19 protein-coding genes are annotated in these 23,837 nt (G+C 59.7%); 11 read left to right on the top strand and 8 right to left on the bottom strand.

What is annotated here, in order from left to right:
* From ACR0C5_RS15150 to ACR0C5_RS15130, 5 genes are all read left to right on the top strand, one after another.
* Window positions 1-735, top strand: a complete 735-nt coding sequence (locus ACR0C5_RS15150) for an alpha/beta fold hydrolase (protein ID WP_480877661.1) — start codon at window positions 1-3, stop codon at window positions 733-735.
* A gap of 61 nt (window positions 736-796) precedes the next feature.
* Entirely contained in the window at window positions 797-1,996 is a 1,200-nt protein-coding gene (locus ACR0C5_RS15145) for a TCR/Tet family MFS transporter (protein ID WP_480877659.1), read from the top strand.
* Between the two features lie 82 nt (window positions 1,997-2,078).
* Window positions 2,079-3,173 carry a Zn-dependent alcohol dehydrogenase gene (locus ACR0C5_RS15140; RefSeq protein WP_480877657.1) on the top strand — a complete coding sequence of 365 codons (1,095 nt, stop codon included), beginning with the start codon at window positions 2,079-2,081 and terminating at the stop codon, window positions 3,171-3,173.
* Window positions 3,174-3,179: 6 nt separating this feature from the next.
* Window positions 3,180-4,412, top strand: coding sequence for a mandelate racemase/muconate lactonizing enzyme family protein (locus tag ACR0C5_RS15135; protein WP_480877655.1), 1,233 nt, complete (start codon window positions 3,180-3,182; stop codon window positions 4,410-4,412).
* Between the two features lie 109 nt (window positions 4,413-4,521).
* Complete coding sequence (locus ACR0C5_RS15130) at window positions 4,522-4,809, top strand: ArsR/SmtB family transcription factor (RefSeq protein WP_170770588.1); 288 nt, start codon at window positions 4,522-4,524, stop codon at window positions 4,807-4,809.
* Here ACR0C5_RS15130 and ACR0C5_RS15125 read toward each other — a convergent pair.
* Complete coding sequence (locus ACR0C5_RS15125; RefSeq protein WP_170770586.1) at window positions 4,806-7,802, bottom strand: cyclic nucleotide-binding domain-containing protein; 2,997 nt, start codon at window positions 7,800-7,802, stop codon at window positions 4,806-4,808. The two genes, ACR0C5_RS15130 and ACR0C5_RS15125, sit on opposite strands and share 4 nt — an antisense overlap.
* 244 nt (window positions 7,803-8,046) lie before the next feature.
* Here ACR0C5_RS15125 and ACR0C5_RS15120 point away from each other — a divergent pair, with 244 nt between their 5' ends.
* The gene (locus ACR0C5_RS15120) at window positions 8,047-8,406 is read left to right on the top strand and encodes a DUF3307 domain-containing protein (RefSeq protein ID WP_480877814.1); all 360 of its coding nucleotides are present in this window, start codon (window positions 8,047-8,049) and stop codon (window positions 8,404-8,406) included.
* Here the strand turns inward: ACR0C5_RS15120 and ACR0C5_RS15115 are convergent.
* The 7 genes from ACR0C5_RS15115 to ACR0C5_RS15085 all read right to left on the bottom strand — a co-directional run bounded on the left by ACR0C5_RS15115 (window position 8,403) and on the right by ACR0C5_RS15085 (window position 16,370).
* A complete protein-coding gene (locus tag ACR0C5_RS15115) occupies window positions 8,403-9,134 on the bottom strand; it encodes a hypothetical protein (protein WP_480877653.1) in 732 nt (243 codons plus the stop codon). The genes ACR0C5_RS15120 and ACR0C5_RS15115 overlap by 4 nt on opposite strands.
* Before the next feature lie 54 nt (window positions 9,135-9,188).
* Complete coding sequence (locus ACR0C5_RS15110; RefSeq protein WP_480877651.1) at window positions 9,189-10,493, bottom strand: NAD(P)/FAD-dependent oxidoreductase; 1,305 nt, start codon at window positions 10,491-10,493, stop codon at window positions 9,189-9,191.
* Window positions 10,490-11,164 carry a TetR/AcrR family transcriptional regulator gene (locus ACR0C5_RS15105; RefSeq protein WP_170782943.1) on the bottom strand — a complete coding sequence of 225 codons (675 nt, stop codon included), beginning with the start codon at window positions 11,162-11,164 and terminating at the stop codon, window positions 10,490-10,492. The genes ACR0C5_RS15110 and ACR0C5_RS15105 overlap by 4 nt, the downstream gene beginning before the upstream one ends.
* Window positions 11,165-12,715: a trimethylamine methyltransferase family protein gene (locus ACR0C5_RS15100; protein WP_480877649.1), complete on the bottom strand. Its 1,551-nt coding sequence runs from the start codon at window positions 12,713-12,715 to the stop codon at window positions 11,165-11,167.
* Window positions 12,716-12,717: 2 nt separating this feature from the next.
* Complete coding sequence (locus ACR0C5_RS15095; RefSeq protein WP_480877647.1) at window positions 12,718-15,120, bottom strand: GcvT family protein; 2,403 nt, start codon at window positions 15,118-15,120, stop codon at window positions 12,718-12,720.
* Window positions 15,121-15,231: 111 nt separating this feature from the next.
* Window positions 15,232-15,861 (bottom strand): glutathione S-transferase family protein, encoded by a 630-nt coding sequence (locus ACR0C5_RS15090; protein ID WP_170769885.1) that lies wholly within the window; start codon window positions 15,859-15,861, stop codon window positions 15,232-15,234.
* 11 nt (window positions 15,862-15,872) lie between these two features.
* Window positions 15,873-16,370 (bottom strand): class I SAM-dependent methyltransferase, encoded by a 498-nt coding sequence (locus ACR0C5_RS15085; protein WP_331252079.1) that lies wholly within the window; start codon window positions 16,368-16,370, stop codon window positions 15,873-15,875.
* A gap of 233 nt (window positions 16,371-16,603) precedes the next feature.
* Between ACR0C5_RS15085 and ACR0C5_RS15080 the strand changes: the two genes are divergently transcribed.
* Genes ACR0C5_RS15080 through ACR0C5_RS15060 form a run of 5 tightly spaced genes read left to right on the top strand, consistent with a single transcriptional unit; the run spans window position 16,604 to window position 23,824 of the window.
* Window positions 16,604-18,376: an ABC transporter ATP-binding protein gene (locus ACR0C5_RS15080; RefSeq protein WP_170769883.1), complete on the top strand. Its 1,773-nt coding sequence runs from the start codon at window positions 16,604-16,606 to the stop codon at window positions 18,374-18,376.
* Window positions 18,369-20,279, top strand: coding sequence for an ABC transporter substrate-binding protein (locus tag ACR0C5_RS15075; protein ID WP_170769882.1), 1,911 nt, complete (start codon window positions 18,369-18,371; stop codon window positions 20,277-20,279). Before ACR0C5_RS15080 ends, ACR0C5_RS15075 begins: the two co-directional genes overlap by 8 nt.
* 13 nt (window positions 20,280-20,292) lie before the next feature.
* A complete protein-coding gene (locus tag ACR0C5_RS15070) occupies window positions 20,293-21,321 on the top strand; it encodes an ABC transporter permease (protein WP_170769881.1) in 1,029 nt (342 codons plus the stop codon).
* Window positions 21,318-22,472, top strand: a complete 1,155-nt coding sequence (locus tag ACR0C5_RS15065; protein WP_170769880.1) for an ABC transporter permease — start codon at window positions 21,318-21,320, stop codon at window positions 22,470-22,472. Before ACR0C5_RS15070 ends, ACR0C5_RS15065 begins: the two co-directional genes overlap by 4 nt.
* Window positions 22,469-23,824, top strand: coding sequence for a CoA transferase (locus ACR0C5_RS15060; protein ID WP_480877644.1), 1,356 nt, complete (start codon window positions 22,469-22,471; stop codon window positions 23,822-23,824). The genes ACR0C5_RS15065 and ACR0C5_RS15060 overlap by 4 nt, the downstream gene beginning before the upstream one ends.
* Window positions 23,825-23,837 lie beyond the last annotated feature (13 nt).

Genomic DNA, 23,837 nt, shown 5'->3' with positions numbered 1-23,837 from the left:
ATGGCGGATTTTCTGTTGGTTCACGGCTCCTGCCACGGCGCGTGGTGCTGGCGCGATCTGATCCCGGCGCTTCAGGCTTTGGGGCACACGGCCCGCGCAATCGACATGCCCAGCCATGGCTCGGATCCGACGCCGGTCGCGCAGGTCACATTGGCCGGGTGCCGGGATGCGGTGTTGGCCGCCTCGACCCCCGAAACGATCATCGTCGGACATTCCTGGGGCGGCTACCCGATCAGCGCCGCGGCCGAGGCCGATCCTTCCGCCATGAAGGCGCTGGTCTATCTGTGCGCCTATGTGCCCAAAGATGGCATGTCGATGGTCGAGATGCGCCGCCAATCGCCGCGCCAGACCATCGCTGACGCGGTCGACAAATCCGCGGATGGCCTGTCGTACACCGTAAAGCCCGATTGCGTCCAAGAGCTGTTCTATCACGATTGCCCACCTGCCACCGTGCGAAATGCTCTGGCGCGTCTGTGCCCGCAACCCATCGCGCCGCAGGACACGCCTCTGCCTCTCACCGACAGGTGGGATCAAGTTCCAAAGGCTTATATCCGCGCGACCGACGACCGCACCATTCCCCCAGAATATCAGGCACAAATGAGCCTGTCGGTGCCGCCAGATATGCGCTTTGACATCGACAGTTCGCACTCTCCGTTCTTCTCGCACCCTGACACATTGGCCGGAATTCTGAACGCCATCGCCGAACAAACCTTTCCATCCGGTCGTCCGTGTTGACGCTTTTCGTCCAATCACCGAGGGACCAGCGCCCGCCGGACCACTTGGGTGATTGCTGACGATGCGCCTGCCCTTCCTCTTTGTCCTGCTGACCGTGATGATCGACGCGATGGGCATCGGCCTTGTTCTGCCAATCATGCCCGAGCTCATTGTCGAGGTTCAGGGCGGCACCCTCGCAAGCGCCGCTATCTGGGGCGGCGTGCTCAGCACAACATTCGCGGCCATGCAATTTGTATTCGGCCCGATCCTGGGCAACCTCTCGGACGCGTATGGGCGGCGGGTCGTTTTGCTGGTCTCGCTGTTCGTGATGGCGCTAGACTATGTCGTGATGGCACTGGCAGGCAGCATTTGGCTCTTGCTGATTGGGCGCCTTGTCGGAGGTATCACAGCAGCCACCCATGCCACCGCTGCCGCCTTCATGGCCGATGTCTCGAAACCGAAAGACAAGGCAGCCAATTTCGGCCTGCTGGGCGCGGCTTTTGGCATCGGCTTTGTCCTTGGCCCCGTAATCGGTGGATTGCTCAGCGAATACGGAACCCGCGCGCCCTTTTGGGCTGCCGCTGGGCTTTCAACCCTCGCATTCGCCATCGGTGTCTTTGTCATGCCCGAGACAGTTACCGACAAAACCCGCCGCGTGTTCAGCCTGCGCCGCGCCAATCCGGTCAACTCTTTGCGCGCCATAGCCAGCCTGCCCGGAATTCGCCCGTTGTTGTGGGTTTATTTCCTCTATTCCGTGTCGATCTACGTCTATCCGGCAATCTGGGCTTATTTCACCACCGAGCGCTTTGGCTGGTCGCCGCAGATGATTGGCCTGTCGCTGGGCGTCTACGGCATCGGAATGGCCGCGGTTCAGGGCGGATTGATCCGACCGGCCATGCGGTATTTCGGCGAGCGCAAGACCATCATCTACGGCATGGGCTTCGAGATCGTCAGCTTTATCATACTGGGATTTCTGACCAACGGCTTCATCGCCCTGATGCTGATCCCGATCACCGCCATTGGTGCAATCGTCACCCCGGCGTTGCAAGCGATGACATCCCGCGCCACGCCGGATTCCCAGCAAGGAGAGTTGCAGGGCGTCCTCACCTCACTGCATGCCATGTCGATGGTAATATCGCCTCTGGTGATGACCAGCGTCTTTGCGCAGTTTGCGCGCCCGGATGCCGTGCTCTATCTGCCGGGGGCCCCGTTTTTACTGGCCATGCTGTTGATGGTTGTGGGTTTTGTCCTTTTCTTCCGATCACCTAAGGTCATGACCTGACAACGACGCTTTTGTGACGGTTTCCACCTTGCGTCGCGCGCCCGTCCGCGTCACCGTGACCGGAAAAGGACGAGGGCAAACCATGCAAACCATCAAAGCCGCCGTATGCCGGGCGTTTAGCGAACCTCTGGTCATCGAGGACGTGCAACTGGCACCACCGGGAACGGGCGAGGTCGAAGTGACCCTGGGTGCGGTGGCGATCTGCCACTCGGACATTTCCTACGCCAGTGGCGCGTGGGGCGGGTTCCTGCCTGCGGTCTATGGGCATGAGGCTGCGGGTGTGATCTCCGCCGTGGGCGCTGCAACCGACGGGTTTCAGGTCGGGGATCCAGTCGTTGTCACGCTGATCCGCGCCTGCGGGTCCTGTCCGTCCTGTGCGGGTGGGCAACCGACCATTTGCGAAACGCCCTACGACACAGTGAAAGGTCCACTGCGGACCTCGGACGGCGATCCGCTGGAACAGGCCATGGCCTGCGGTGCCTTTGCCGAAAAGGTCGTCGTCAGCCATAGGCAGATCGTGAAAATCCCCGAAACCATGCCCAAGGACGTTGCCAGCCTGCTGTCCTGCGGTGTGATCACCGGTGTAGGTGCTGCCGTCAACGCCGCTGGTTTGCGGGCCGGTCAGGACGTTGTCGTGATCGGCGCGGGTGGGGTGGGCCTGAACGCAATTCAAGGCGCTCGTATAGCCGGGGCCCGCCGTATCGTGGCTGTCGACATGACCGAAGAGAAGCTTGAGATCGCGAAAGAATTCGGTGCGACCCATGGCGTTCTGGCAACGGCCAAAGCCCCTTGGAAGGAATCCTACAAGGCTTTGGGCGGGCGCGGCGCGGATGCGGTACTGATTACCGTCGGCGCCATCCCGGCCTATGATCAAGCCCCGCGCTATCTGGGACGCGGCGGCAAGGCGATCATGATCGGAATGCCGCATTCCGGGGATATGTCGACCTATGAACCGGTTATGCTGGCCGCTTTGGGCCAAGGCGTGATCGGGTCGAAAATGGGCGATGTGGTCATTCAGCGGGATATCCCATGGATGATCGACCTCTATGAACAAGGGCGGCTGAAACTGGATGAGCTGATTTCGGGCCGCTGGTCGCTGGATCAAATCAACGAGGCCATTGCCGATACCAAGACCGGATCGGCCAAACGCAACGTGATCCTATTTGACCGAGGCTAGCCGCGCATGAAACTGCAAGATCTCGACATTATCGTCACCGCTCCGCCTGCGCCGGGCTGGGGCGGACGTTATTGGATACTGGTGAAGCTCACGACCGATACCGGGATCACCGGTTGGGGGGAATGCTATGCCTCCTCCGTCGGGCCCGAGGCAATGCGCCACGTCATCCGCGACGTGTTCGAGCGGCATATGCTGGGCGAGAACCCCGAGAGCATCGAACTCATGTTCCGCCGCGCCTATTCCAGCGGCTTCACGCAGCGCCCCGACCTGACGGTGATGGGCGCGTTTTCGGGGCTCGAGATCGCTTGCTGGGACATTCTGGGCAAAGATCGCGACCGCCCGGTCTATGCCTTGCTTGGCGGGCTTATGAATGAACGCATTCGCGCTTATACGTATCTCTACCCCCTGCCTCAGCATAATCTGACTGACTTCTGGACTTCACCCGAACAGGCCGGGGAATGCGCGGCCGAGATGGCGCGGCGCGGCTTTACAGCCGTTAAATTCGACCCCGCCGGGCCCTACACGATCCGAGGCGGGCACATGCCCGCGATGTCCGATATCTCAATGTCCGTGGCCTTTTGCAAAGCGATCCGCGAGGCGGTTGGCGACAAGGCCGACCTGTTGTTCGGAACCCACGGCCAGTTCAACACCGCAGGCGCGATCCGTTTGGGACAAGCGCTGGAGCCGTATTCTCCGCTATGGTTCGAAGAACCGACACCGCCCGACATGGTCGAGGACATGGCCCGCGTCGCCCGCAATGTCCGCATCCCGGTGGCAACCGGTGAACGGATGACGACCAAGGCCGAATTCGGCGCGGTTCTGCGCGCAGGCGCGGCTGAGATCCTGCAGCCCGCATTGGGACGTGCTGGCGGGATATGGGAGATGAAAAAGGTCGCCGCCATGGCCGAGGTTTTCAACGCCCAGATGGCACCGCATCTTTATGCCGGGCCGATCGAGTGGGCCGCGAATATCCATCTGGCGGCCTCAATCCCGAACCTACTTCTGCTTGAGACGATCGAAACCCCGTTCCATGACGCGCTGATCAAGGGCAGCCTTCGGGTTGAGGACGGGTTTGTCACCGCGCCCACCGCGCCGGGGTTGGGAATTGAAGTAGACGAGGAATTGGCCCGCGCGCATCCCTTTGACGGAACGGGTCTGCATTTACAGATGCAGGAAGAACCTTGCGACTATGTCAACGGAAATGCGTTTCAGGGCGGCGCGCCTGCAACCGAGGGGTGACAAACCGCAGGGTTTTGCGGCATATTGCATGAACCCCCTAGTTTCAGACAGGCCACCCATGACACTCATGGAAAACGACACGCAAACGGCAGATGGTGCCGTAACAGATATGAAGGAAAGCGCCGCGCAGGCGGCGGCTTTTCTCAAAGCTCTGGCCCATGAAGGCCGACTGATGATCCTATGCCATTTGGGAACGGGCGAAAAATCGGTGGGTGAGTTGGAAAGGCTGCTGGAAATCCGTCAGGCCGCCGTCAGCCAGATGCTGGCGCGTTTGCGGGCCGAGGGGCTGGTTTCAACCCGTCGCGATGGCAAGACGATCTATTACTCGTTGAAAGACGGCAATACCGAGCAGGTGATCGGCCTGCTTTACGATCTGTTCTGCAAGCCGCAGGATTAGTTCGACACGTAGCCCGCAATCACCTGCATCAGCTTAAACGCCGTCGCGGCGTCATTTTCCACAACGGCCAGGAATTCCTCTTCGCCCACGCGCAGACAGGACAGCTCTGTCTCGGCGATCATGCTCAGCGCGCGCGGTTCTTTGCGGATCAGTCCCAGTTCGCCCACCAACGCCCCTGCGCTTACAGTGGTGATCAACTGATCCGGTCCGTCGGGCTGCGGCAAGTACAGCCCAGCCTCGCCTTCCAGAACTACATAGGCCCCGTCGGTAGGCTGGTCATCTTTGAGGAAAACAATCTCGCCCGGTTTGGCGTCGAACCAGCGGGCACCAAATGCCAGCAGGCGAAGTTGGCGACGGTCGAGGCCAGAAAACAGCGGCGTCTGCTCTAACGCGCGCAGTTTGCGCGCGAGGTCGGCCGATGCAGCACTGTCTTCTTCCACGTCCGTAGGTCCTTCGTCTGAAACCACACGACCTTGCCGTATTTCGACAAACATGTCGAATACGCCGGGGTTGTCGAACTGGTCGTTCAGATAGATGACAGTCGTCTCGGGTAGCAGCGATCGCAGGTTCTTATAGACCGCAACCTGCGTGGACATGTCATAGCTGGCGAGCGCACTATCGAGGATCAGGATATCGGGTTTCTTGATCGTCGCACGGGTAAAGGAAAGCGGTTCGGCAAAAACAGCAGGCAGGTTCTGCCCGCCCAACGCCACCGGTACGTCATATATCAGCTCGACCACCAAAGGCCGTGCACCGTTCTGATCCAGCACATCCACGATCAGCTTGCGCACCTCGTCCGAGCGCGCGCCACCGATCTGGCTGACTTTTCCGAACAGCGCATTCTCCATCACCGTCAAACCCGGTGCAAAAGCATCTGCGTTCAGTGGCACAAACACATCGTGCAGCGTTTCCAGCAGCTTTTGCGAGTGACTGTGGCGCAGTTCCAGAATCCGATCTTTCAGCTCATCGGTGAACGCAGGCCCGATCTGCTCGGCCGAGATCACAACAGGCACGGCCAGAAGCGTGGCAAGCTGTTCATCATCCAGACCTGACACGCCTTCGTCCCGCGTGCGTTCCAAAAGTTCGATGGCCTTTTCATAGGTTTGCGCCTCAAGCCCAAGCTTTCGGAACAAAGGGTGATCGGTTCCGTCCAGACCGAAAATCTGGCGCAGCATTTCGATTACGTCGCGGGTCAGATGCACCAGCGTTTCATCCAGCCCCAATTCCCGAAGCTGGCCAAGGAAAACGGTCTGCTGTGCCAACAGGGCCTGCGTCACCGGAACGCGCGGGGTGGCAAACAGCAGGTTCTCGGCCACCGGCAGGGCCGCGTTGTAGCAGCAGCGATCAAAGACCAGCGCCTGTTGCTCCAGCCCGGCATCACGCACGGCCTGCTGCACCACCGGGCGCAGCTCAATCAGTTTTCCCGCCAGATTTTGGTGCGTGTCCGGATCAAACGCCTGTTCCGCCCCGCGCTGGAACAACGCCCCACCCGAGCCCATCCCGTCAATCAGGTGCAACCACCAGTCGCGTAGCGCCTCGGGGCTGTCCAGATCCGCACGCGACGGGTCCAGCCATTGGGCCTGCAACGGGTCATCGCTGTTGCCCGCCCGTCGAGTTTCGGCAAATCCGGGATCGTCTGTGGACGCGCTTAGCGGTTTGAACCGGATCGGCATCATTACGTTGTCGCCCAGCGTGCCCTGAAACATCACCGGGCGAGACGAAGCATAGCCGATACGCGCCGCGACGACCCCCTGATGCAGGCTCGCAATATCCTGTGTCCCTATCGACACTCGCCCGGCACTGGGCAGCATCTCGCGCGTCAGCAGCTCGGCAATGGCGCGGCGATCTTCCTCGCTGGGTGCCGCGATCCCGATAGTCTTACCCGCCGGAAAGCTGAGGTTCAGATCATCCAGCACCTGATTGCCGTCCATATCCCGGACCGAGACATGATCCAGCACGATATCGCCCCGCAGACGCGGTTGTTTTTCGGGCTCACCCTCAAACAGCTTTTCGTCCAGCATGCCCGGTGGGGCAAATCGCTCGACGACCACCTCCCATCTCAGCGACATGTCCTGAGTCTGGTTGTAGTAGGTCAGCAATTCCTTCCAGGGCGAGCTGAGGTCCTTATACGCCGCCAGCGCCGCCACCAGCGCCCCCAGCGAGACCGAACCCTGAAGTACCAGCAAACCACCGACCAGATAGAACATGAACGGGGTCAGTTGCGAGATGAAGTTGTTGATGAACTTCATAAAGAACTTTTTCTGGTAGATCTCGAACCGGATACCGAACAGACGCCCCAACTGATCCGAGACCATCGCCCGCCGATACCGCCATCCGCCATTGGTGCGCAGGGTCGAGGCACCAGCCGCGTTTTCACCGATCTGGGCGGCCAGAACGCGGACTTCCTGAATACGCTTCTTGTTCAGCAGGTTGATCTGGCGTTGAAGCTTGGGGATCAGCCACGCCTGCACCGGGATCAACGCAACAGCGGCCAAGCCGAACCAGACGCTTTGCAAAAACAGGAAGGACAGGATGGTAATCATCTGTCCTGCCTGCAACACCGGCTGACTGATCGCATCGCCCATCAGCCCGCCCATCGGCTCGCTTTCGGCGGTGATCATCGATACCATCTCACCCTGGCTGACCCGCTCGAAATAGGGTTGAGGGAACCGAAGGGCACGGCTGATTAACTGATAACGAAAGCGGCGCAGCATCCGCTCGCTCAGCACACCTTTCATCGTGTTGATCCGCATTTTCATCAGGCCATGAGCCAAAACTGCGGCAAGGAAAGCAAAACACAGGATGATCAGAAATGTGGTTTGCGGCAGTTGGTAGCCAAGCACATTCACCACCGAGCTTCCGGCCCCGATGGCGTCATTGATGATCCGCTTAGGCAACTCCAGCGTGAGATACAGCAAGGGAAACAGCGTCGAAGTCACAGCCAGCAGGATTAACTGGTCGCGCTTCGAATATTTCCAAATAAAGCGGAAGATCGTGCGTTCTATGGAACCTGCCCCTGCTACGGTTCATGGACCCGGCCTGAACAGCATCGCCGCACAACCGTTGCTTTGAATTTACCGCAATCGAGACCAGCGACGCAAACAGTTTCCAATTTGATCAGATTTTTGCCGAATGTGAACAAGTTCATTTGCGCAACCACAAGTTAGCGCCTAGACTTTGCATCAGGACGATGTCGGGAGGATTCATTTGCATGCCAGTTTAGGCGCAGTGTTTTTGATGCTCTGCTTATTGCAGATCAAACATATGTTTGCGGACTACTACCTCCAAACGCCAAAAATGCTGGCGGGACGCGGAGAATATTTTCACATGGGACGGGCACAACATGCAGCGGTGCATGTAGTGGGCTCTGTCTTTGTGTTTTTGCTGTTCGGCGCGCCCTGGGCTTTTATTCTGATCATCGCCGCGTTGGAATGGATCGTTCATTTCAACATTGATTTCGCCAAGGCCAGTTATTCCGACAAAAAGCAACTGGTACCGACGCAATCGGCCTTCTGGCGTGCTGCCGGTCTAGACCAATGCCTGCACAATCTGACGTATGTCGCTATGGTCTGGGCTTGGGTAAAATTTGCGGTTTAGGCCACGTTAACAAGGCCGGATCGACTGTAGATCGACAGCCACATGTCATCCAGCACATCCAGCTTCTCAACGTCAAAATTGTCTGCATGTTCCCAATACCGACCACTCGGAACATAATATCCCAGATCCCGTTCGTACCGCAAAACGTTGTCCATCCCATCCGTCGATGGCAACTGAGGTGGCATCAAAGAGGTCGTGGCAACTGAGGGGTAGACCAACCTGCTGCGCCCTTGCGACAGCCGCACGACCCGGCAGCCCTGCGCAGCCCCGAACAAGCCCAGACGCGCGGACTTGGCCTCGAGCGATCTGAGCGTGACATCATCACGCAAGGGATCGGCGGCCCCGCGACCGTAGAAATGCGTCTTGCCTACTTTCGGGTAAATCATGTCGCAGCCAAAGTAGGCTAGAACCGCCGGGCGCAGCGATGCCAAAGCCCAATACCCAGCCGTCAAGGCCATCGTCCCGCCCGCATAGACGAAACCGCCATAAGCATTTTGCAGCGGAACATACTCCGAGGCCTCGACAATGCGCTGACCCGGATCTGACGCGGCAGGTCTGTTATCGACCGGAAAATCCTCGGGGTGAATCAACACATCCCAATCCGGTCGGACACGCCAGGCATTATTGATGGCGACTATATGGGTAAAGGGCGCGCGGGGCCACTGTCGGGCGGCCACTGCGCTTGGGGCGCTGCCCAGTATCAGAACTCGGTTCCTCGGTTCGGTCATTCTGGGCTCCGTCCCATTCTGCTCCCGGAATTCTAGAGCGATTTAGCCTGACGGCTAGCCCAGAACCGAAAAACTGCTTTCTTCGTTAATGGGGCGCTTGCGAGAATAGAACCCGACGTCGATCATTCGCTTGATATAGGGCAGTTCGAATTGCAGCGGTTGCGTGTCGTGATCTGCACCGCCCTCACAATAGTTGATCAGCGCGGCCATCATCTTGCCGGCAATTGGCGCGTTCTTGTACTGGTTCCCGCTGGTCCCGCAGGCCATGTAGAACCCCGGCAGGCTGGATTTGTCGTAGATCGGAATCCAGTCGGTCGACGCATCATACAAGTCCACCACTCCGCGCGTTTTCGAGGGAATGCCGAGGCTGGGCACCCGTTGTGCATAGCGCATCGCCTGAGTGGTCCACTGATCGGTGAAGTCGCGGTTGTAGTGCACGTCATCCTCGCACCACTGATGCGGATCGCATTCGGGATCTTCCGAGCCAACAAGGATGTGGTTGCCATGTTCCGGCCGGCAGTAAAGCGCGATATCGCTGTCCGACACGATGGTGCCGTCGTTTTCGAAATCAAACCCTTCGGGCGCGGGGACGTGCACCACCTCTTGCCGCAGGGGGCGGGTTTCGATGGTCATGTCATCCAGCACACCCGCCATACCGTTGATGATGGCCGAGCCCGGCCCAGCCACATTCACCACCACCTTGGCACGGATTTCCTCACCCGAGGCCAGCTTGACCCCGGCCACGCGCCCATCCTCGGTCAGAATCTCGACCACTTCGGCCCCGGTGCGTACTTCGGCCCCGTTCAATTTGGCCGCGTCCATCAGGTTCTGCGCCGACAGTGCCGGGTCGGTAACGTAGCCCGCTTGCGGCCAGAACACCCCGCCCTGCATCTTGCCCCCGTTGGGCTGGCCAAATTCCGGATCATCCATGCGTTTGGGCGGCGTGAAACTGTCTAGCGAATAGACAGGCAAGCGCTCGGTGATCTTCTCAGGCGACCATTCCTCGAACGGGCAATCCAGATCAGCGCTGTTTTTCATATGCTTGTCCAGCATCCCGTTGGCATCGGTCTTCATCACCAGACACCCCGTCTCGCGGAACTGCGCCAGATTGGCATCAGCGGGCAGGCCCAGATAGGCAGCCCAGTCGCGCCAATAGTGATACCCCTCCCACGCGAACGCAGTGCCGTCGAAGGTCGAATAGTGCATTCGAATGATGGCGCAGGACCCGGCTGTGGACCCGTGCCCGACCTGAGCGTTGCGGTCCAGTGACAGGGTTTTCCATCCTGCCTTGGCCATCTCGAATGCGACGGCAGCCCCGATCACTCCGGTGCCGATGATGATTGCGTCAGGTTGACTCATGACGTGTTCTTCTCCCAGTAAAACCGCGAATAGGCGCTGAACTCCTCGATCTCTTCGTCGAGCGGTTCCACACCAGTGAAAACAAACAGGTAGTGAGAGACCAACGACAGCCGCAGCGACATCGGCTCATTTAGCTGCGCCAAATCGTACCCGATCTGCATGTAGTAGAGCACGCGCGCGCGCGTCTCGGCCTCGGTCTCATCATAGTCATAGCGGATGAACATTGCCCGCAGCGCCGCCAGCCGCCGTGCATCTGACTGATCCAGCATTCGCCGTACCTTGCCCGACCGCCGCGCCCAGTCGCGCATGGCAAAATCCAGCGCGGTATCGAAGAGTTCAGAGTTCACGACACAACGCTGCACATTGCAAACAGCGGCGGTGATCGTTGCGGCAGGGAGTTCGGATTGGGCGATCAGGGCCGCCGTATTGGTCGCCTGCCATTTGGCGAGCAACGCATCCAACAGCTCCTGCCGGGACTTGAAATACCAATAGAAAGACGACCGCGACACGGCCATACGCTCGGCCAGGTTCATCACCTTGACCTGCTCGACCCCGTCCGAGATCAGCACGTCCATCGCGACATTCAGCCAGTCGTCCCGCGTGACCTTGATATTGCCGACCAAAGGTTCGGCATCCGGATCATCACGGTGAAGAATGGGTTTGGTGTTCATTCAACTCTCCGGCGGCGCGCCGCCCTCGGCGGTCCTGCGCGCGATGAAATCCTGCAAGGCACCCAGCTGGTCGCTGTTGCTGCTGGGGGGCTTGAAATCATTAAGGATACCCTTCCAAACTTCGGTGGCGCGGTGATTGGCATCGACCGAGCCACGCTCGGTCCACGTCCCGAAATTGGCGTAGTCATGGACATGGGGCTGATAGAATTCGGTGTCGTACCGTTCCATAGTCTGGGTTGAGGCAAAGAAATGCCCGCTAGGGTCGACCTCGCTCAGCGCGGTGTCAAAACCGATCTCGGCAGCGCCGGCCTGAGCGCCTGCGCAAAGCTCGGCCACCATGTTCAGCACCTCGGCGTCACAGACAAGCTTTTCGAATGAAACGGACAGCCCGCCCTCCAACCATCCTGCCGCGTGTATGATCACGGTGGCCCCGGCCATTAGACAGCCCCACAGGCCAAACTGGTTCTCATTCGCCGCCTGCACATCGTTAATGTTTGAAGCCGATCCCGCAGCGGATCGCCATGGCAAGCCCAAATGCCGCGCGAGTTGCCCTGCAGCCAGTGACGCTTGAAAATGCGAGGGCGTCCCGAAAGCAGGGGCGCCCGATTTCATGTCCACGTTGCTGGTGAACGTGCCATAGCAAACTGGCGCGCCGGGTTTGGTCAGTTGGGTCAGGGTCAATGCCGCCAGAGCCTCGGCATGGGACAGCGTAATCGCGCCCGCCACGGTGATCGGGGCCATTGCACCCATCAAGGTAAACGGCGTGATAATCGACATCTGCCCATGCCGCGCAAAATCGATCAGCCCCTGTGCCATGGGGATATCCAGCGTGCGCGGGCTGTTGGTATTGATGATCGTATAACAATGCGGGTTTGTACGGAATTCGTCATCGCTTAGCCCCCGCGCGGTCGAGAGCATTTCGAAACAATCCATCACCTGCGGCGTTCCGCGCGAGAAGAAGAAGGGGAACTTGTCTGTCAGTTCCATTTGCGCCTGCGTGGTGAAATAGTGCCGCAAATTGGTCGGCACATCCTGCGGCTCTACCTGGGGTGAGATCATCTGGAACACATCGAAATGATGCGTCAGCTTCAGGAAATCAAGATAATCCTGCCCCGTCGCAGGGCGGCGACCCCTTTCCAGATCGGTGGCGTTTGGCGCCCCTGCCCCTGGCTGAAACACCAATGAGCCCAGCTCCAGCGTGAAATCGCGACCACGTGACCCGGCACGGCAGGCAATCGACTTGGGGGCCGAGGCGACGGCGGCCTCAACCATGTCGCGACCGATAAAAACCATTTCACTGCCTTCATCTACGCGCGCTCCAGCAGCGGCATAGATACGACGTGCCTCCGGCAGCAGGACCTTGACCCCAAGTTCTTGCAGGATGCGCAGCGCAGTGTCGTGCATGTCCGCGATCTGATCTGCAGGGAACACTTCCATCTGCGGAAAGGGATTTCTAAGCTGGCGGTAGTTGACGTCGCGACTGGGCGGTGGCGCGGTGTCCCCACCGCGTCCACGCCGTCTTCGGCCCCGTTCAGACGTTTGCGCGTTCATGTTCAACCCCGCATCGCTTTGCCCTGCGGATCGTAGGGCGAAGCAGAAATGACCCGCGCGGGACGCTCGACGCCAACCACATGCACGGACAACTCGGTCCCCGGCTCGGCCTTGTCGCGGTTAACCAGGGCCATCGCCAGAGATTTGCCGGTGTAGTGCCCGTAGCCGCCCGAGGTCACAAAACCCACCCGCTTATCACTCGACCAGATCGGTTCATACCCGCTGGCATCCGCATCCAGCGCATCGACCTCTAGCGTGACCTGAACCTGCGCTGGTCCGTTGCCGTCGCGTTCGGCCATGGCGGCCTCTTTGCCCACAAAGGATTTGTCCCAGTCGATCCAACGATCCATCCCGGTCATGCCCGGCGTGTACGCCTGAGTAAATTCAGCCGACCAGATCCCAAAGCTTTTCTCAAGTCGCGTAGACAGCATCGCGTTAAAACCGCATTCGCGGATGCCTTCGTCAGCCCCGGCCTCAAGCAAAATTCGGCGCAGTTTGATGTGATCACCATAGCGGCAATTGATCTCATAGCCTTTCTCGCCCGTCACCGACATGCGGGCCACGCGCGCGCGGACCAGACCGATGTCGAAATTCCCACAGCCCATGAAAGGAAGGCCTGCGATATCCTGCTCGGCCAGTTTTTCGACCACCGCCTGCGACTTCGGTCCAACCACACCGAACCCGCAATATTCCTCACCAAGATCGCGGACCGAGACACCGTCAATCATGTGGTCATCGAACCAGCGCATGTGCCAGGCCCGCAGGTAGTAGCTACCCATGATCCACCAGGTGCCATCGCCCCAGTTAAGGACAGTCAGATCACCTTTGAGCCGCCCGTTCTCGCCCAGCATCGGGGCAAGCTTGGCACGCCCCGGCGCAGGCAGTTTCGAAGCCATGACCCTGTCCAGCCAAACCTGCGCATTGGGGCCGCTGACCTCGAAACGGGAAAAGCCGGAAATATCCATCAGGCCAACGCCTTCGCGGATCGCCTTACATTCCCCGGCCACGATATCGTGCGCGTTGGATCGCTTGAGCGTCGGCGTTTCTTCAAACCCTTTGGGCGCGAAATAGAGCGGCACCTCAAGATCCCAACTGACGCCCCACTTGCACCCAGCCTCGGTCATCGCGTCGTGCGCGGGGGCCATTTTCAGCGGGCGGCCTGCGGGCAGTTGCTCGTTCGGATAGGTCATCACGAAGCGGCGCGAATAGAACTGCCCCGTGGTTTCGCGGATATACCGCTTGTTCTGCGCAAAATCCCCGAACCGCGCCACATCCATCGGCCACGCATCGGCCTCGGGCTCACCATGGATCATCCACTCGGCCAGTGTTTTGCCAACGCCGCCGCCCTGTAGGAACCCGGCCATCACCGCACAGGCTGACCAATAGCCGCGCTTGCCCGGCACCGGCCCGACCAGAGGGTTGCCGTCGGGCGCAAAGGTAAACGCGCCGTTCACCCAGGTCTTGATGCCCACATTCTGGATCGACGGATACCGCTCAAAGCCCAGCGTCAGCTCATTTTCGATCCGATCCAGCTGTTCCTGAAACAGTTCCTCGCCGTAATTCCACGGCGCGCCGTCCATGGCCCAGTGTTCGTGCTCGACCTCGTAGATACCGACCAGAACACCCTTCTGGTCCTGCCGCATATAGGTGAAGCCTTCGAGGTCGACGGTCATCGGCATCTCAAAATCCGCCTGCGCGACCTCGGGCACAGTATCGGTGATCAGATAGTGGTGCTTCAGCGGCGAGACCGGCAGTTCAACCCCCGCCATGCGCCCCACCTGTTTGGCCCACAGACCGGCCGCGTTGACCACATGTTCACAGGTAATGGTTCCTTTGTCGGTGACAACTTCCCAACCATCCGCCGTCTGCGTCAGGCTTTCTACCTTGGTTTCCTCATAGTATTCCGCACCGCGTTTTTTCGCCGCCGTGGCGTAGGCCTGCACGGTTCCGGTCGTGTCGATATAGCCTTCGCGATCTGCCCACATCGCACCCAAGACGCCTTCGGTTGACATGATTGGGCAGCGTTTCTGGGCCTCCTCCGGTGTCAACAATTCGCAATCATCAATTCCGATGGACTGGAAGATGCGGTAATTGGCCTGCAACCACTCCCACCGTTCGGGGGTGCCCGCCAAGGTCAGACCACCTGTCATGTGAAGGCCGATATTCTGGCCGGATTCTTTCTCGATCTCACTCAGCAGGTCGATGGTATAGGCCTGCAACGCCGCCATGTTGGGATCGGCGTTCAGCGCGTGGATGCCGCCCGCCGCGTGCCACGATGAGCCCGAGGCCAGACGGCGGCGCTCGAGCATAACAACATCCGACCAGCCGAACTTGGCCAGATGATACAGGACCGAGGCGCCCACGACGCCGCCCCCGATGACCACTACGCGATACTGAGATTTCATCCTGCCCTCCCCTGCGTGACTACTAGGGGACGCTAGACGCACTGTTCACTTCTGTCTAGACATTAATGTACAGTTCACGACGTTGAAATATCTCGAGCGCTTTCTACGTGTTTAAAGTTGAGCGCTGGGACGGGCGGCGATCTTGTCAAACCACGCAAGCGTCGCCGAATTTTCCTGCGGAATCCGCATCTTGATCACCCGAGCGAAATCCACGAAGACGAAGGTTGAAATATCGGCCAGCGTAAACTTTGGCCCTGCAACATAGGCACTGTCTGTCAGCCTGTTTTCGAGCATCGCAAAGAACCGTTCCACCCGCTCGACCCCGCGCTGCGCCAGCTCGGGAATTTGGGCATAGTTTGCAGGGCCGGGAATCGCTCGGCCTTCGAAAGCTGGATGCGCGTTGCGCAGCGCCTCGGCCACAGAGGCACCGCCTTGCTGTTCGACGATGCTGTTCCACATCAAAACCAACCCTTTTTCATCCGGGGTACGCCCCATCAGCGGCGGTTCCGGGAACTGCGCCTCAAGATAGGCCGCGATTCCGAGGTTTTCGGTCAATACCGTCCCTTCATCTGTCACCAGCACGGGCAGCGTGGCATTGGGGTTGATCGCACGGAAGTCCTCAGCCAGCTGTTCCCCCTTTGCGATCGAGATATCGCGGGTCTCAATCTCCAGCCCTTTTTCAGCAATGAACATCCGCGCGCGGCGTGGGTTCGGGGCAGTCGAGCAATCGTAGAATAGCATTAGAGCCCCCTTCAGCGGCGATAAATGAAACAACGCCCTTCAACTGCTCCGTCTGGCAGGGGCAGTTCAGTCAGCCCATCAAAATACATCCGGTCGCTGGAGACCATCAACCCGCCCTCGGCCAGAAGCGGCTCGATCAACGGGGACACGAACCGGGCAAAAGCGTCGTTCTTTTCGCGGTTATGCCCGCCCAAATCGGCATGGATCAAACTGGCCGTAGCGCCGAATCGATCCAGCGATGCGGGCAACGTCTCGCGCACATCGCCCAGAATCACCAGATCTTCCGGCGGGGTCGAATCCGGGTGCGAGGCCACGGCGCGTTCGAACACATATACCGGGCGGTTCCGCACATACTGCACCATGTGGTGATAAGTACGGCCATTACCCAGGCCCAGTTCGAACACCGGCCCGTCCATCCCCTGCGTTTGAGCGATGGCATAGTCCAGACAGGCCCGTTGCGAGACCATGCGGTCAATGAACAGATCGAGGCGGCTTTGGGGATCGGGCACGGGAAAATCTCTCCTTGATAGTTGCCGAAGCTTAATCAGGCATCGACGCCGTCTGTGATGACAAATCCTCAAAGGTTTGTGTAGGCAATTTCGCCTCAGTTTCATATTCCCGCGACATTTCAGCCCAAGAACGGGTTTGACTAATCAGGCCCAACCGCGCGAAACTGCGACAAAAAACACGGGGAGTTGATCAAGCCTATGCCGAGTGACGGCCGAACGGGTGGGAAACCCGCATGACTGCGTTGTTGTCTGTCAGGGACCTCAGCATCGGCTTCGGTGCGGGTGAGGCCGTGGTTCAGGGCGTCAGTTTCGACGTCGAGGCCGGGCAGACTTTGGCGTTGGTGGGCGAGTCCGGGTCTGGAAAAACCATCTCGTGCCGCGCGGCGCTTCGCATCCTGCCGCGCACGGCCCAGATACGCAGCGGCACCATTACTCTGAATGATTCCAAAGGATTGGAAGACCTGACGGCAATCAGTGAGCGCCAGATGCGTGACATTCGCGGCAATCGGGTCTCGATGATTTTTCAGGAACCGATGCGGTCGCTGTCGCCCTTGCACAAGATCGGCAATCAGGTCAGCGAGGTTCTGTGGCTGCATCGCGGCGCGTCCGAGGCGCAGGCCCGCAAAGAGGTTCTGACCCAGTTCGAGCGCGTGGGCTTTCCTGACCCCCAGCGCGCCTATGATTCTTACCCGTTCGAGCTGTCCGGCGGCATGCGCCAACGTGCGATGATTGCCATGGCAATGGTTGCCAAGCCGGAACTGCTGATCGCGGATGAGCCAACCACCGCGCTGGATGTCACCACGCAGGCGCAGGTTTTGGGGTTGATCAAAGAGTTGCAGCGCGAGACGGGCATGGCGCTGATCCTTGTGACCCATGACCTGGGCGTCGTTGCCAATATGGCCGAACAAGTGGTCGTTATGCACAAGGGTAGGGTGATGGAATCCGGGGCGGCCGCGCCTATTTTGACCACACCTGCGCATCCCTACACCCAGCAATTGTTCAACGCCGCGCCCCAGATTCCCGACAAGGAAGCTGTTGGCATTCCGATGCCCGGCGAGGACCTAATCCTGCAAATGAACAGTGTCTCCAAAACCTATACCATGCGCTCCAGCAAAGGGTGGCAAGGTGACCGGCTGATCCATGCCTGTCGCGGTGTCGATCTGAATCTGGCACGTGGCAAGACACTGGCCATTGTCGGCGAAAGCGGATCAGGCAAAACCACGGCCGCCCGCATTGCGCTCGGGGCCGAGCCCCCCGATCCGGGCGGAGAGGTTCTGTTTCGCACCGCGCCCGACGCCGACCCGATCACGGTTCACCACATGACCCGCGCCCAGCGCACTGCGTTTCAGCGCAAGGCGCAAATGGTGTTTCAGGACCCCTACAGCTCGCTCAGCCCGCGGATGCGCATTCAGGACGCGATGACCGAGCCGTTGGAGATCCACAAGATCGGCTCGCCCGCTGAACAACGGGACAAAGCGGCCGAGATGCTGCAACGGGTCGGGCTGAACGCCGACATGCTGAAACGCTATCCTCACGCGTTTTCAGGCGGTCAGCGACAGCGCCTTTCTATCGCACGGGCGATGATGTTGGACCCACAGCTGATTGTCTGTGACGAGCCGACCTCGGCTTTGGATGTCTCGGTGCAGGAACAGATCCTGACGCTGCTGGAAAACCTGCAAGACAGCTTGAAACTGTCCTATTTCTTTATCTCGCACGACCTTGCGGTCGTGGCGCGCATCGCAGACGAAGTTGCAGTGATGCGCCGGGGCCTTGTGGTGGAACAAGCCCCGCCCGAGACACTGTTCTACAACCCGCACCACCCCTACACAAAGGCGCTGATCGCCGCACAACCGGAACCCGACATCAACCGGCCCATCGACCTGAATTTGGTTGCTTTGGGCGCCGGTTCGCCCGACAGTTGGGATGACGCCTTCCGATTTACCGACTCCGTGATACCTTCATTGGTGGAAATGGAGCCCGGCCATAAGGTACGATGCCATGTTTAAGACCACTCGCCCCCTGATTCTGGCAGCCGCAATGTCGGCGCTGTGGTTTCTGCCCGCCACTGCAGAGACCCCCACCCCTCAGGAAAGCGCGTTCTGGGAAGACGAAGTGGCCGCCGGAAACATGCCTCCCGTCGCAGAACGCCTACCGGCTGAGCCGCTGGTGGTCGATCTGGCCGCCAAGGGGCGTGAGTTCGGAACGCCGGGCGGCACGTTGCGCACCATGGTGACGCGATCCAAGGACATTCGGCAGATGGTGGTCTATGGCTATGCCCGCCTGGTCGGTTTTGACGAAGATTACGAAATTGTCCCTGATCTGCTGGAATCCTTCACCAATGAAGACAACCGCAAATTCACCCTGAACCTGCGCGAAGGCCACAAATGGTCCGATGGGTCGCCCTTTACGTCCGAAGATTTTCGATACTGGTGGGAGGACGTAGCCAATAACGAATTGCTCAGCCCGTCGGGGCCGCCGGATTTCCTGATTGTCGAAGGCAAGAGCCCGACCGTCACTTTCCCTGATGAAACGACCATCGTGTTCGAATGGGCCGACCCGAACCCTGATTTCCTGCAATCACTGGCACAGGCACGCCCGCCGTTCATCTACCGCCCATCCGCGTTTCTGAAACAATATCACGAGAGCTTCGCTGACGCCGATGAGCTGGCCTTTCAGGTCGAAGACGCCCGCGTCAAAAGCTGGGCGGCGCTACATAACAAGCTGGATAACCTCTATAAGTTCGACAATCACGAGTTGCCGACGCTGCAACCTTGGCTGAATGCCAGCTCGGGCAAAAAGATCCGGCACAACTTTGTCCGCAACCCCTATTACCACCGCATCGACAGCAAAGGTGTGCAACTACCCTATATCGACGTGGTCGAGATGGAGATCGTGGCACCCGGTCTGGTCGCCGCCAAGACCAATGCGGGCGAGACCGATTTGCAAGGGCGTGGGCTGGCGTTCCGGGACGCCTCGATCCTGAAAAAGGGTGAAGCCGGGGGGAATTACAAAACCCTGCTGTGGAAAACCGGTGTTGCCTCGCAGATTGCGATCTATCCCAACCTGAACTTTGCCGATGACGGATGGCGAGAAGTTCTGCGCGACGTGCGCGTGCGACGCGCGCTGTCGCTGGCCATTGACCGCAAGACGATCAATCAGGCGCTGTACTTCAAACTGGCGCAACCGGGTGCGATGTCGGTTCTGCCTGCCTCGCCCTTCTATGACGAGGAAAACGCCAAGGCCTGGGCGCAATATGACATCGAAACCGCAAACGCTTTGCTGGACGAAGCTGGCCTGAACCAGCGCGACAAGGATGGTATTCGTTTGCTACCCGATGGCCGCCCGATGGAGCTTATCATTGAAACCGCCGGTGAGCGGCAAGAGGTCGAGAACGCCTTGCAGATCGTTACCGACACATGGCGCGAGATAGGCGTCGATCTGGTGATGCGCCCGCTGGACCGGGACATCCTGCGGAACCGGGTGTTTGCGGGTAACACCATGGCCTCGGTCTGGTTTGGCTGGGATGACGGTATCCCGCAGGCCCACACCTCACCCGCCTATCTGGCACCCACCGATCAGGTGTTTCTGGCCTGGCCTAAATGGGGGCAGTATTACCAGACCGGCGGCGATGTCGGCGAAGCGCCCGATATGCCCGAGGCCGAGCGCCTGATGGAACTTGCCCATGACTGGGAAATCGCCACATCAGATGACGAACGCAAGGCCGTCTGGTCCGAGATGCTGAAGATCCACGCCGATCAGCTTTATGCCATCGGCATTCTGAATGGCGCCCCGCAGCCCATCGTTGTGTCCAACCGCCTGCGCAACGTGCCCGAACAGGCCATGTGGGCATGGGAACCCGGCGCGCATTTCGGCATCCATCGCCCTGACGAGTTCTACTTCGCCGACTGACAGGAGCAGCTAAATGGTAATGCTGCGCTACGCGGTGTATCGCTTTTTCACGATGCTGCTGACACTGCTTGTTGTGTCGGTTCTAATCTTCGTGATCATCAACCTGCCGCCTGGCGATTACCTCAGCAACCAAATCGCCGAGCTTCAGGCCTCAGGGCAATCCGCCGGTGTGGCCAAGGCCGAATTCTTGCGGACCGAATACGCGCTGGACCGTCCGATGTGGGAGCAATACCTGATCTGGATGGGCTTCTGGCCCGGCCCCCATGGGTTTGAGGGGCTGATTCAAGGCAATTACGGCTGGTCCTTTGAATTTGACCGCCCGGTGGCCGAGATTGTGGGCGACACACTGTGGCTGACCGTTGTGGTGAACCTTGCCGCAATCCTGTTTGTCTATGCGGTCGCTTTGCCGCTTGGTGTCCTTGCGGCGGCGCGGTCGCGGACGTGGATCGACTATACCTCGGCCTTTGTGGGCTATCTGGGTCTGGCCACGCCGAACTTCCTGCTGGCCCTGATCCTGTTCTACTACGGCCACCAATATTTCAACCTGCCCATCGGCGGGCTCATGGACCCGATTTACGAGGGTGAGCCAATGAGCTGGGACAAGATGAAATCCATCCTTCTCCACCTGATTGTGCCGACCTTTGTAATCGGCACCTCGGGCGCCTCGGCGATGATGCAACGGCTGCGCGCGAATATGTTGGACGAGCTGGGTAAACCCTATGTGGAAACCGCCATCGCAAAAGGCATGGCCCCGTCGCGGATGCTGACCAAATATCCGCTGCGCGTGGCCTTCAACCCCTTTGTCGCCGATATCGGCAACCTGCTGCCCTCAATGGTGTCGGGGTCGGTTCTGGTCTCGGTGGTGCTAGGGCTGCAAACCATCGGCCCGACCTTGCTGACCGCGCTGAAGACGCAGGATCAGTTCCTGTCTGCCTTCATCCTGATGTTCGTCGCACTGCTGACGCTGATCGGGACAATGATTTCGGACATCTTGCTGGTCATGTTGGACCCGCGAATTCGGTATGAGGGGCGTGAAGCATGACCAAACGCTCTGACGGTCGCTATGTCGACGATGCCCCCTTCGATCCAGACGCCGCCCTGCAACAGCTCGAGCGAGCTGATCTGGACGCCCCCAACTGGCTGCTGGTCTGGCGCAAATTCCGCACCCACAAACTGGGCTTGATCTCGGGTATCTTCTTGCTGCTGTGCTACCTGATGCTGCCCTTTGCCGGGTTCATTGCCCCCTATGGTGCGAATGAACGCAATGACGAGCATCTTTATGCCCCACCCCAAAGCGTCAACTGGTTCCACGAAGGCGAATTCGTCGGTCCGTTTGTCTACCCGACGGTGATCGAGGCCGACCTTGAGACCTTCCAGTGGAAAGCCGTGACCGACACCAGCGATCCGCGCCCGCTCCAATTCTTCTGTGAAGGGGCCGAGTACAAGCTGGCGGGGCTGATCAAGTCGGACACGCATTTGTTCTGTGCGCCCGAAGGGGCAACGCTGTTCCTGTGGGGGTCCGACCGTCTGGGTCGGGATGTCTTCAGCCGCATTCTTTATGGCGCGCAACTGTCGCTGACCGTGGGCCTGATCGGCATCTCGGTGTCGTTCTTCCTAGGCATCCTGTTCGGGTCGATGGCGGGTTATTTCGGCGGCAAGATCGACTGGGTCATCAACCGCGTCATCGAGATTCTACGCTCACTGCCCGAACTGCCATTATGGCTGGCCTTGTCTGCAGCGGTGCCCTCGAACTGGAGCCCAGTGGCAGTGTTCTTCATAATCTCGATCATCCTCGGGATACTCGACTGGCCCGGCCTTGCCCGATCTGTGCGCGCCAAGTTCCTGTCGTTGCGCGAGGAAGAATATGTGCGCGCAGCCGAAATGATGGGTGCAAGCTCGGGCCGTGTGATCCGCAAGCACCTGCTGCCGAACTTCATGTCCCACCTTATTGCCTCTGCCACTCTGTCGATCCCGGCGATGATCCTGGGGGAAACGGCGCTGTCTTTCCTAGGCCTCGGCCTGCGGGCTCCAGCGGTTAGTTGGGGCGTGATGCTGAATGACGCGCAGAACCTCGCTTCGATCGAGATCTACCCGTGGACGGCGATCCCGATGCTGCCGATCATCGTGGTTGTGCTGGCTTTCAACTTCCTTGGCGACGGGCTGCGTGACAGTCTCGACCCCTATCAGCAATGACACTGGTTTCGGCGCTTCCTGACCCGGAAAGCTATCGAGTAATCGGAAGCGGAGCGCGGCCCAGCGCCTTTGCCGTATCTGAACTGGCCACCGCCAGCTTTGCCGCGGTGGGGCAAGAGCTGGCGCGCTTGATGGTGTCCCTGAACCTGACGTCCAGCGCGCCCGACGTCACGGTTGATCACCGGCTGGCTTCACTGTGGTACGGGTTTTCCTTCAAGCCCGAAGGGTGGGAGATGCCAAGCCTCTGGGACGCCATCGCCGGGGATTATCAAGCTTCTGACGGGTGGATCAGGCTACATACCAACCTAGCGCGCCACCGACTGGCCGCATTGAAAGTGCTCAAGGTCGATGCGAACCGCGATGCAGTCGCTCAGGCCCTCAAGACATGGGCTATCGCCGATCTGGAAACCGCCATCGCGGCCGAGGGCGGCGCCACCGCCGCAATGCGCAGCAGGGCCGAATGGCTGGAGCATCCCCAAGGCCGGGCGGTGTCGCGTGATCCGTTGATCGGCTGGTACAACCCCCGCCAGATCATGCTGCGCGACCGTCCAGAGGCCACGGCCAAACGGCCGCTTCAGGGCCTGCGCGTTCTGGACCTGACCCGCGTTCTGGCAGGCCCCATTGCCACCCGCACTCTAGCCGGGGTCGGGGCCGAGGTTTTGCGTATTGATCCGCCCGGCTGGGACGAACCCGGCGTGATCCCGGATGTCTCGCTGGGCAAACACTGTGCCTATCTGGATCTAAAGTCGCCCGCCGGAATGGAGACATTACAGGAATTGCTGTCTCAGGCGGATGTGTTCGTGCATGGCTATCGCCCAGGCGCGCTGGATGCGCTGGGGTTGACGCAAGCGAAACGGGACGCGATTGCACCCAACCGGGTCGAAGTCACATTGAACGCCTATGGTTGGCAGGGGCCATGGGCGAACCGGCGCGGATTTGACAGCCTTGTGCAGATGAGCGCAGGCATCGCCGATACTGGCCGCATCTGGGCCAAGGCAGACAAGCCGACGCCCCTGCCGGTGCAGGCGCTGGACCACGCAACTGGCTATCTGATGGCCGCCGCCGTGCTGTCTGCTCTGGTCGAGGCCGCCCAAGGTAACTCAATCATGCAGGCCCGCTTGTCCCTTGCCCGAACTGCTGAATTGCTGGCCATTCTCAGCAAGTCCGAAACGTCTGAGGATATCGAAAATGCCAACCCGACCAACTATGCCCGCACGCCCGAGGAATCCGGCTGGGGTGTCGGCCATCGTCTGAAACCGGCCCTGAGGCTGAGCACAACGGAAATGCACTGGCCTCTGCCTGCATCGAAACTGGGCACGTCCCAACCCGTCTGGCCAACGCTGAAGCCCTAGCGCATCCGCCGCG

It is taken from the genome of Ruegeria sp. N8 (assembly GCF_056531325.1).
Note: the sequence above shows the minus strand (reverse complement) of the source record. Positions and strands in the feature narration are given on the sequence as shown.